This is a genomic window from Thiocystis violacea (assembly GCF_016583575.1).
Lineage (GTDB): Bacteria > Pseudomonadota > Gammaproteobacteria > Chromatiales > Chromatiaceae > Thiocystis > Thiocystis violacea.
The window spans coordinates 24,713-33,992 of the sequence record NZ_NRRG01000051.1 but is presented as its reverse complement, the minus strand read 5'-3'; the positions used below and the strand labels follow the sequence as shown (position 1 = coordinate 33,992).

General features: G+C 66.1%; 7 protein-coding genes and 1 pseudogene. 3 read left to right on the top strand and 5 right to left on the bottom strand.

Annotated elements, in window-relative coordinates:
• Window positions 1-254 precede the first annotated feature (254 nt).
• From CKO27_RS19255 to dbpA, 3 genes are all read left to right on the top strand, one after another.
• Window positions 255-497, top strand: a complete 243-nt coding sequence (locus tag CKO27_RS19255; RefSeq protein WP_200376540.1) for a DUF6868 family protein — start codon at window positions 255-257, stop codon at window positions 495-497.
• 692 nt (window positions 498-1,189) lie between these two features.
• Window positions 1,190-1,696 carry a YehS family protein gene (locus CKO27_RS19250; RefSeq protein ID WP_200376539.1) on the top strand — a complete coding sequence of 169 codons (507 nt, stop codon included), beginning with the start codon at window positions 1,190-1,192 and terminating at the stop codon, window positions 1,694-1,696.
• Window positions 1,693-3,078, top strand: coding sequence for an ATP-dependent RNA helicase DbpA (gene dbpA, locus CKO27_RS19245; RefSeq protein ID WP_200376538.1), 1,386 nt, complete (start codon window positions 1,693-1,695; stop codon window positions 3,076-3,078). The genes CKO27_RS19250 and dbpA overlap by 4 nt, the downstream gene beginning before the upstream one ends.
• 290 nt (window positions 3,079-3,368) lie before the next feature.
• Here the strand turns inward: dbpA and CKO27_RS19240 are convergent, their stop codons facing one another.
• The 5 genes and pseudogenes from CKO27_RS19240 to CKO27_RS19225 all read right to left on the bottom strand — a co-directional run bounded on the left by CKO27_RS19240 (window position 3,369) and on the right by CKO27_RS19225 (window position 9,262).
• Entirely contained in the window at window positions 3,369-3,995 is a 627-nt protein-coding gene (locus CKO27_RS19240; protein WP_242471006.1) for a DUF1415 domain-containing protein, read from the bottom strand.
• 204 nt (window positions 3,996-4,199) lie between these two features.
• Window positions 4,200-6,310 (bottom strand): annotated as a pseudogene (locus tag CKO27_RS19235) (TonB-dependent receptor plug domain-containing protein).
• A gap of 6 nt (window positions 6,311-6,316) precedes the next feature.
• Window positions 6,317-6,652, bottom strand: coding sequence for a response regulator (locus tag CKO27_RS24650; protein ID WP_242471007.1), 336 nt, complete (start codon window positions 6,650-6,652; stop codon window positions 6,317-6,319).
• The gene (locus CKO27_RS19230; protein WP_242471005.1) at window positions 6,559-8,250 is read right to left on the bottom strand and encodes an ATP-binding protein; all 1,692 of its coding nucleotides are present in this window, start codon (window positions 8,248-8,250) and stop codon (window positions 6,559-6,561) included. The genes CKO27_RS24650 and CKO27_RS19230 overlap by 94 nt, the downstream gene beginning before the upstream one ends.
• Entirely contained in the window at window positions 8,234-9,262 is a 1,029-nt protein-coding gene (locus tag CKO27_RS19225; protein WP_242471004.1) for a type 1 periplasmic-binding domain-containing protein, read from the bottom strand. The genes CKO27_RS19230 and CKO27_RS19225 overlap by 17 nt, the downstream gene beginning before the upstream one ends.
• Window positions 9,263-9,280: the final 18 nt, after the last annotated feature.

The following is a 9,280-nucleotide window of genomic DNA, read 5'->3' as shown; positions in this document are numbered from 1 at the left end:
CGGCAATAGATGTGTGGAAGTAACGGATCCAGGCATCGGTGTAGAATCGTGATGACAGGCATCGGGGGTCTCCTGGGTGGTTTCGTCACTTCCCAAGGACCACGATCCCCTGTGCCTGTTCATTGTCGCGCCGCAATCATTGTTTAAGTCTTTGTTTAAAATAGTTAGGGGATACCTCAGGGTCTGTCCCCTATTTCCCCCCCTATTTCCTCCCTGAGCGGGCCGCTTTGGGGCCATCGCCATCCGGAGGCGCCGTGACACTCATCCTGCTCAAAGACGTGCTTTTGTGGTCGACCATAATCAACTATGGCTTCCTGCTGCTCTGGTTCGCGTTGTTTATCCTGGCCCACGACGGGATGTATCGACTCCAAGGCCGCTGGTTCCGGCTCTCCGTCGAGACGTTCGATACGATCCATTATGCTGGCATGGCGGCCTATAAGCTCGGCATCCTGCTGCTGAATCTGGCGCCATGGGTTGCACTCCATCTGGTCTCCTGAGCTGGGCCTCGAACGCCAGCCGTCCGCCGGCCGGGGAGATGGACGCCGACGACACGCGTCCCCGGATTCCGGCATCGACCCGCGTCCAGGACCGGAGATCGCCAGGCTCATGCTCGGCTACGAGGATCTCGGCTGGGCGTATTGGCGGGTGATTGCCGGCCCTGAAGGACTTGGCTTCCAAGCGCACGCCGACACCTTCGCCCTTGAGTTCCTGATCCTCCCCGCGCGCGTCGGTTTCGTCCTCAATCGCGGGAGCCTCTTCCTGGTGGCCAAGACCTTCGGTTACCCTGATGGCTTTTTCTGGACTCCGGACAGCGAGTCGCCGGGAGGGTCGCCCTCTCGGGCGACCGGTGGGTTTAGGTCGGATCGCGCTAGGAGAGCCGCCGGTCCGGGTGCTCTCGCGTTGGCGCTTGGTCGACTTGGAGGTCGACCCTCCCGGCCGAGGCGGTCTGGAATCCATCAAGAGCCATCCTGATTAGCAAGCTTCCTCAGCCAGCCGAATCCAGCGCTCCGGTCGCGGCCCGACGGCGATCTCCGCGACGAGCAAGCGATGAAGCACACCCTGGTCCGGGTACTGATCGGGATCTTGCACGCCCCCAGTACCCGGCTCACACAAGCCATCCTTGGTCGCACCCCTGTTTCCCCGGCGGAGCCGGGGGATTACCTGATTGATTTAGCCATTGAGCCCCTGTATGACCAACAACGATGTCCTGCGCCGTCTTCGATACACCTTCGATTTCGACGATCTCAAGATGATGGCGGTGTTTGCCGCGGCGGACAGTCGGGTGACCCGCCCGCAAGTCAGCAAGTGGTTGAAGAAAGACGATGATCCGGAGTTCGAGGCTTGTAGCGATCAGCAATTGGCGACCTTCCTCAACGGCTTGATCATTGAGCGGCGGGGAAAGAAAGACGGCGCACAGCCCGCGCCGGAACAATCATTGAACAACAACATCATCTTTAGAAAGCTCAAGATCGCGTTGGATCTGGAGGCGGACGCTATCCTGCGGATCCTGGCCGCCAGCGATCTGCGTATCAGTCCGCATGAGTTGAGTGCGTTCTTTCGCAAGCCGGGCCATAAACACTACCGCCAATGTAAAGATCAAATTCTGCGAAACTTTCTCAGCGGCCTGCAGTTGGAGTACCGCGAGGGTCGCACGCCACCGGACGACGCCAGCGCCACGGCGGGACACCCCTCTTGACCCAGACGCCCTTCACCTCGCTCAACCTCAGCCCGGATCTGCTGGAGAATCTGTCCTCGCTCGGCTATCACACCATGACCCCCATCCAGGCCCTGAGTTGTCCGGATATCCTGGCGGGGCGGGATGTCATCGCACAAGGAAAGACCGGTTCGGGGAAGACTGCCGCGTTTGGGCTCGGTCTCCTGGAGCGGCTCGATGTCGGGCGCTTTCGGGTCCAGTCTCTCGTCCTCTGTCCCACCCGTGAACTCGCCGATCAGGTGGCCCAGGAGATCCGCGCACTGGGGCGCAGGAGGCACAACATCAAGGTGCTGACACTCTGCGGCGGGGTCGCCGTTGGCCCTCAGATCGGCTCGCTGGAACACGGCGCCCATATCGTGGTGGGAACCCCGGGTCGGATCGCGGATCACCTGGAGCGCGGCACGCTGCGGTTGGATGAGGTGACCATGCTGGTGCTCGACGAGGCGGATCGGATGCTTGAGATGGGCTTTGAAAAGTCGCTGGAGGCGATCATCGAGCGGACCCCGACGAGACGCCAAACCCTGCTGTTTAGCGCCACCTACCCCAATCGGATCCAGGCCATCGCTCGGCGGATCATGACGGAACCGATCATGGCCCAAGTGGCGTCCACCCACGACAATCGCAGTATCGCCCAGCACTTCTATCGCGTGACCGACGATCACCAGCGGCAGCAAGCGCTATGCCTCTTGCTGTTGCAGCACCAACCGGTGTCGACCCTGGTGTTTTGCAATACCAAGGTCGACACGCGCCAGGTGGCTCAGGGGTTGCGGGACAGTGGTTTTAGCGTCCTCGCACTGCACGGTGACCTGGAGCAACGGGAGCGGGATGAGGTTCTGGCGCGGTTCTCCAATAAGAGCATCTCGGTGCTGGTGGCCACCGATGTGGCGGCCCGTGGTTTGGACATCGACGCACTCGATGCGGTGATCAACTACCGGATTGCACTGGAGGCGGAGGGGCATCTCCATCGCGTTGGTCGTACCGGGCGTGCCGGTCGCCAGGGGGTGGCCTTTTCGCTCTACGATGAAGGGGAGGCGCATCGCGTCGCCGCATTGGACACCACGGTGGATCCCATCATGGACAGCGCGTTATTGCCGTCACTCGACCTGCTGAAGCAGCGCCCGATGGTGCCGCCGATGGCCACCCTTCAGATCGATGGTGGCAAGAAGCAAAAGGTTCGCCCGGGCGATATCCTGGGCGCGTTGACGGGGCCGGGTGGTCTTCGCGGTGACCAAGTGGGAAAGATCCAGATCGCCGACCAGTGGGCCTATGTGGCGGTCAGCCGAGAGCGCGTGGAGGCGGCGTTGAAGAAGCTGTCCGTCGGCAGGCTGAAGGGACGTGCGTTTCGCGTCAGGCTGATCGACTAATTGCGCGCTCCCTCGGTGATCGGGTGTGGGCCATCGTCGTCGGCGAGCCGGCGGTCGATGGCTCTGGCCTCCTCGGGGATCATCCGCCCTTCGAGCGCTTCGGCCAAGGCGCGTGTGCTGCGCCCCGCAGACCAGATCTTGAAGAAAGGTGTCCGCCGGGCCGCACGACCCGCTCGCGGCGCAGCGGATCCATTCGCTCGCACAGGACAACGGGCCGGCTGGAGATGCGCGCGGCCTGACGGTTCTTGATCTCGACCGTCCGACAGCCCTGCCGGTTGGTCACGCCCGGCTCACGGCTGACTCCACAAGGCGCGCCATCCCGCCGACCCTAAGGCGTCGAGCGTCTCGATATTGCGCTCATAAATGGTTTCGGCTTCGGGGAAGGCGGCCACCGCCCGGTCGATGCTGGCCTCGCGCAGCAGGTGCAGGGTCGGAAACGGCGCCCGGTTGGTGAGGTTCCCGAGATCTCCGGGTTCCGTTCCCGCGAACTGGTAGGCCGGATGAAAGCTGGCGATCTGGATCACACCTTGCAGGTCGTGTTCCTCCACGGACGCTTCGGCCAGCGGGAGGAACGCATTGAAATCGAGAAAGTCCGGCAGCAGCGTGCGATGGATCAGCAAGGTCGTCTCGACCACGGCGGGGTCGGCGGCGGCCAGAAACTCCAGCTCGCGATCCAGGTCTTCCAAGAGTCCGTCCAGATGCCGCGCCCGGCTCACCACGAACCGCACCCGGTGTTTCACGTAGACCGCTTTGGCGAAGGGGCACAGGTTGAGCCCGATGACCGCCTGTTCGATCCATTCCCGCATGGCGGCGATGATCGCCTCGTCATTCATGCCCTCTACTCCGCGCTGGTGGTCCATCGGATGGGGCGGCGCGCCGGCGGATGGATGGGCGATGCCTCCTGCGTTCAGACGCATCAATCGACGCCAATCCCATCCGCGACACGGCCACCTCGATGTCAGTGCGACAACCGCAGGGGGCGTTGGTGCGTTCGCACGGACCGACCGCCGGCTCGGCGCGGACGTGTCCAGAGTCGATTCCCGCTGTCGTGCGGCGGAAACGGTCCCGGCGCGGCGGGACCGTTTCGCACCCCTCAGGCCGAGGCCCCCGGCGCGGCACACTCAGAACCGCACCTCGATCGACCCATAGACGGTGCGGGCCGCCAAGGGCAGATCCTGCGGCAGCGAGGTTCCGGCCGAGGCCTCCACGAGATTCCCGTTCAGGAGGTTGCGGATGTCGAGTTGCACGGAAACCAGCTTGGTCAGATCGTGGCGCATCAGCAGATCGAGTTGTCCATACTCGGGCGCTTCGTCCCGCGTATCCTCCGCCACGCGGGCGCGGTCGCCCACGTACATCCCCTGAAGATTGAAGAAGGTCCGGCCCAAGCGGTACTGCAGGGAGCCGTAGAGGCGATGGTGCGGGCTGTAGCCGGCGTCCTCTCCGGTCGTTTCGTCGGTGTTGTACTGATAGGCGTACCAGCCACGCAGGAGCAGGTCGCGCGCGAGCGCCCAGCGCATCTCAAGCTCGGCGCCTTGGCCGACCTGACGGCCGACATTCTCCGGCTCGGCATAGACGCCGCGATTCTGCAACCGGATCTGATCGACCGTCTCATGGCGGAAGAGATTCATCCCGAGCGCCAGATCCGGATGGGGCTGATACCGCAGGGCCAGCTCAAGGGTGCGCAGACGCTCGGATTCAAGCGCCGCGTTGGCTTGATAGACCGGTAATAGGCCGTTGTGCGATAGACCGGTAATAGGCCGTTGTGCGTTTCCAGGAGTGTCGGGGCACGAAAGCCCTCGCCATAGAGCAGCTTCGCGGTCCATTCCGGCAGCGGCGTCCAGACCAGAACGGCGCGCGGGCTGATCTGGGTTCCAACGTCCGAGTCGTCGTCGAGGCGTGCGCCCCAGGTCAGCGACCATTTCCGGGCGATCAGCCATTCGTCCTGGAGATAGGCGGACAGCCGTCGGCGACGCCCGTCGTCGTCAGACCCCGTCGCGGCGGCGGATAGCCAGTGTGTCAATGCGCTGGCATACCCCGCCAGCGGATCACTCAACGTCGAAGCACTCCCTGTCGCTCCCATCCCAGAGACGCTCCCCAGACCCGCGGCGGCGGAATCCAATCCGATCAGCTCCAGGGCGTCGACCGCGTAGTGGATCTCTTCATGCCCGAATCCCAGGGTGATGAAATGCCGATCGGTGGCGGCATAGCGAAGATCCGAGCGCAGGCGCCAGGTCTCCTGCTCGGCCGAGGCATCGAAGCGCAGCCCCTCCGAGAAGAGCGCCGAGGTGGGAATCCAGGTGATGTCATCGAGCGCGAGACGGGTCTGCGCGGCATCCAGTTGGAGCGTCAGCACGAGCCGATCGTTGAATTTGACCTCGCGCGCTAGCCGCCCTTCGACCGTCTCCAGCGTGCGCGTCCCGGTGGGATCGATGGCACTCAGGATCCCGGCACCAAGACCCTGCCTCGTGCGCGAAAGCCTCAGCATGGCGTGCGTCTGACCGAATCGGGCCTTCGCCAGCACGCCCAGATTGCGTTGGTCGGTGTTGACCGCGCTCGGCGCCAGTGAAAAACCGCTCCCGAGCACCGTATCAATCTGAGATAAGCGGTCGGCACGAATCACGGGCGTAGGCCCGTCCGTCTCCATGACCTCGGCGCTGAGCACCAGATCCACCGACTCACGGCTTTCCCCAGCCAAGAAGCGTCCGTCGACCGTGTGCTGTGAGCCGCCGCCGAGCGTGACCTGCGGCCGCTCGACCCGTTGGCGGGTGATGACGTTGACCACCCCGGAGAAGGCCTCCGCGCCGAACACCGAGGAGCCCGGTCCGCGCGTCACCTCGATCCGGTCGATGGCGTCGAGGGGAATGACGCCCAGCACGCCGAGCGGATTCCCCAGGATCAGATCCGATTGGGGCACCCCATCGAGCAGCACCAGGAGGTTGCCTGAGCCGAGGCTCGAGAAGCCACGCACCAGGACGTTCGGCGCGTAGTCATTGGTCAAGCCCAGATGAAATCCGGGCACCAACCGCAGCGCCTCGACGACGCTACGGAACCCGCCGTTACGGATCTCCTCGGCGGTGATGACGGTCGCGACCGCCGGGGCCGTGCGATAGAGATGGGCGCGTCCGGTCGCGAGGCTGACGGTTCGCTCCGAGCCGAACAGTTCCTCCGCGGAGGTCTGGGCCAACGCGGGGCCGGCGAGCGCGCCCAAGGCGGCGAACAGGGATCGTTTCATCGGTCGTCACCTCAGGTGGCCGCGAGTCGTCTCCTCGGACGGCTCGATCAGCGTCACGATGGTCCCAATGAGCCGCTCCGGCTGCACGGGCTTGACCATCAGGTGGGCACCGAGGCGGGCGATCGCCGCCTGCAGGGGTGCCCGGTCGTCCCCGGTCAGGATCACGACCGGGGTGGTATTCGCGGGAGAGGCGCGCAGCCACGCCAGGATGTCGAGTCCCTGGCGGCCCGGCAGGCGGTGATCGAGAATCACGGCGGCGTAGGCGTGCGGGGACCGCTCCAACAAGGCCAAAGCGGCGGTACCGTCGGCGCAGGCGTCGACGCGGAAACCGGCCTCGCGCAGAAAGAGCGCCAGGGGAGCGCGGATGCTGTCCTCGTCCTCGGCGAACAGGAGGCGTTGCCCGCGGTGCGGAGAGGCTTCAGCGGGCGTTGGCTCCAGCCCCAACGCTTGAGGCGCGGCGGGAGCTCGATGCGAAAGCAACTGCCGATCCCCGGCTCGCTGGTGACCGTGAGGCGGCCACCCAGGGTTTCGACAAAGCGCCGACTCAGCCAGAGCCCCAGCCCGATCCCCGAGGAGACCGCCCCGGCAATCCCGCTGACACCCTGATAGAGGGGCTCGAAGATCCGCTCTTGCTCGTCCGGTTGAATGCCGATGCCTTCGTCGGCCACCTGGATGACGGCGGACGCGCCGTCGCGGCCAGGCTCAAGGGTCAGTCGGATCACACCGCCGTCGGTGAACGTATCGGCGTTGCGGATCAGGTTGTAGAGCACCTGGGTCAGACGTGCGCGATCGCTGATCAGGGTGACCTCGGTGTCCGGGAGCCGTAGCGCGAACCGGTTGCGCGGCGACAGCGTGGGCTCCAGTGTGCTGACCACATCCTTGAGAAGGGCGTCAAGCGTGAAGCGCTGATAGGTCACCTCGATCGGCCGCCCGGACTCGACCTTGGTGAGTTGGAGGAGCTGCTCGATCAGCTCGAGCAGTTGGTTGGACGCCCGCCGAATCACCGTCAACGATGCGGTGCCGGAACCGCTCTGATGCCGCTCGAGCAGGCGCGCATGCAGAATGATCGCCTGCAAGGGGGTCCGCAGCTCGTGGCTGACATTGGCGAGGAAGAGGGTCTTGGCGCGATTCGCCTGCTCGGCGGCATCGCGGGCCGAGCGGAGGTCTTGCGTGCGTGCCGCGACTCGGGCCTCGAGTTCCTCGGCATGGGCCTGCAAGTGCCGGTGATTCTCGGCGAGCCGCGCCCGCATCGCCGCCACCGCCACATAGAGGCGATGCACCTCCGCTGGACTCGCGGCCGGCGGGGTGGGTAGCACCGTCTCGAGCGGATCGCCCAGACGGCGCACCAGGGTGCCGAGCGGGGCGAGCATGCGCAGCGACAGGGAAGCGGCGGCGAGGCCCAGAACCAGCGTCAGGATCCCGAGCTGCGCGAGAGACGCCTGGGCCGTCTCCAGCGCGAAGGCGAAGGCCCGGTCGAGCGACAGGGTCAGGACCACGCGCCCGAGCGGGGCCTCCCCTGCGGCGACGGGGGCGTCCAAGGCCGTCGCCGGTCCCTGGGCCACGGCCAGGATCGCCCGCTCCACCGGCGCGGTTCGTTTGGCCGACACCGGTTCCGGCGCGGCGACCTCGGCCAACACCTGCCCCTCCGCGTCGAGCAGCCGGACCTGGATCAGATCCGGGAACTTCAGCAGGCTGCCGGCGAGCGCCTGGGCATCCGGGCGCGAGCCCACCAGCAGGGCATAGCGGGCGTCCTCGGCCAGGATCCTGGCCAGCTCTTCGGCGGTCTGCTCGCTGAACAGCCGCGCCTGTTGCCAAGCGGTCCAGAACAGGATCAAGGGCACCGCGAGTCCAAGTCCCAGCGCCAAGAGCGCGAAGGCCTCCATGAGCTGGCGGACATAGGACTTCTGGCCTGCAGGGGGCCTTTCACTCGTAGACCGCATCGAAGCTCGCCTCCACTCCCGGCCTCACCGCGAGTCCGATGGCGCGGGCCGTGCGGGCGTTGAGCACCCGACGGACCCAGCGGATGTCGTGCAGACCCGGACGCTCGTCGGCCAAGCGCCCGGCCGCCGCGTACCCGATCGCCCGATAGTCGGGGGTCAGCGCGAAGAGCAGACCCCGCTCCACGGTGTCGGCGTCGTCGCTGATGACCGGAAAGCCGACCTCCCAGCTCCGCTTCACGATCGGCGGGATCAGAATGTCGGGATGGAGCGCCAGGACATCGCGATGGAACCAGACGGCGCTGGCGGTGCTGGCCTCCCCTCGGACCCGCTCGATGGCCAAGGCGGCTTCGCGCAGACCGCCCACCGCGATCGGAATCCAGCGCAGACCGAGCTGTTCGGCCGCGCGTTGCGCGCGCTGGACCAGTTCCCCCGGCCCGTCGCGACGATGGATGAAATAGAGCGCCTCGGTGCCTGGGGAGAGCGCCCGCAGCGGCGCGAGTACCAGGGCGGGATCGACGTAGGCGGAGAGTCCGTCCCGCGCCGGCGCGGGCAAGGTCGCGACCAGCACCGGCCGTATCCGGGCGCCTGGAAAGGCCGCCTCGGCCGCGGTGTAGGCCGCCGCGCCGACGGCCACGACCTGGCGGGGCGGACTCGACCAGGAGCGAGCGCTCAGGGCGTCGAGCGCGCAAACCCCGATGGGCTGGCTCACGCCCTGGGCCACCCCCTCGGCGAGTTGCTCGATGACCCGGTCATAGGGCGGCGTCACGGCGGGATGGACGAGCATCACCGGGGCCTCCCGGCACGCCTCGGCGGCCACCGGGCTCGGGTTGGGCCACCAGCACAGCGATAGGGCCAGAACCCAGAGGCCGGATGGGCGTGACAGCCATGCCGACGCGCCGGCGATCGTTCGGGTGCGTGCCCTGGCCGGCGGAGCGGCGGCACGGCAAACCGAACATCCCGAGCGCCAAACGATCCGTCGTCCCTTCCGCGGGCGATGACGCGACAGGTCCATGCCATGGACTCTCCTCTT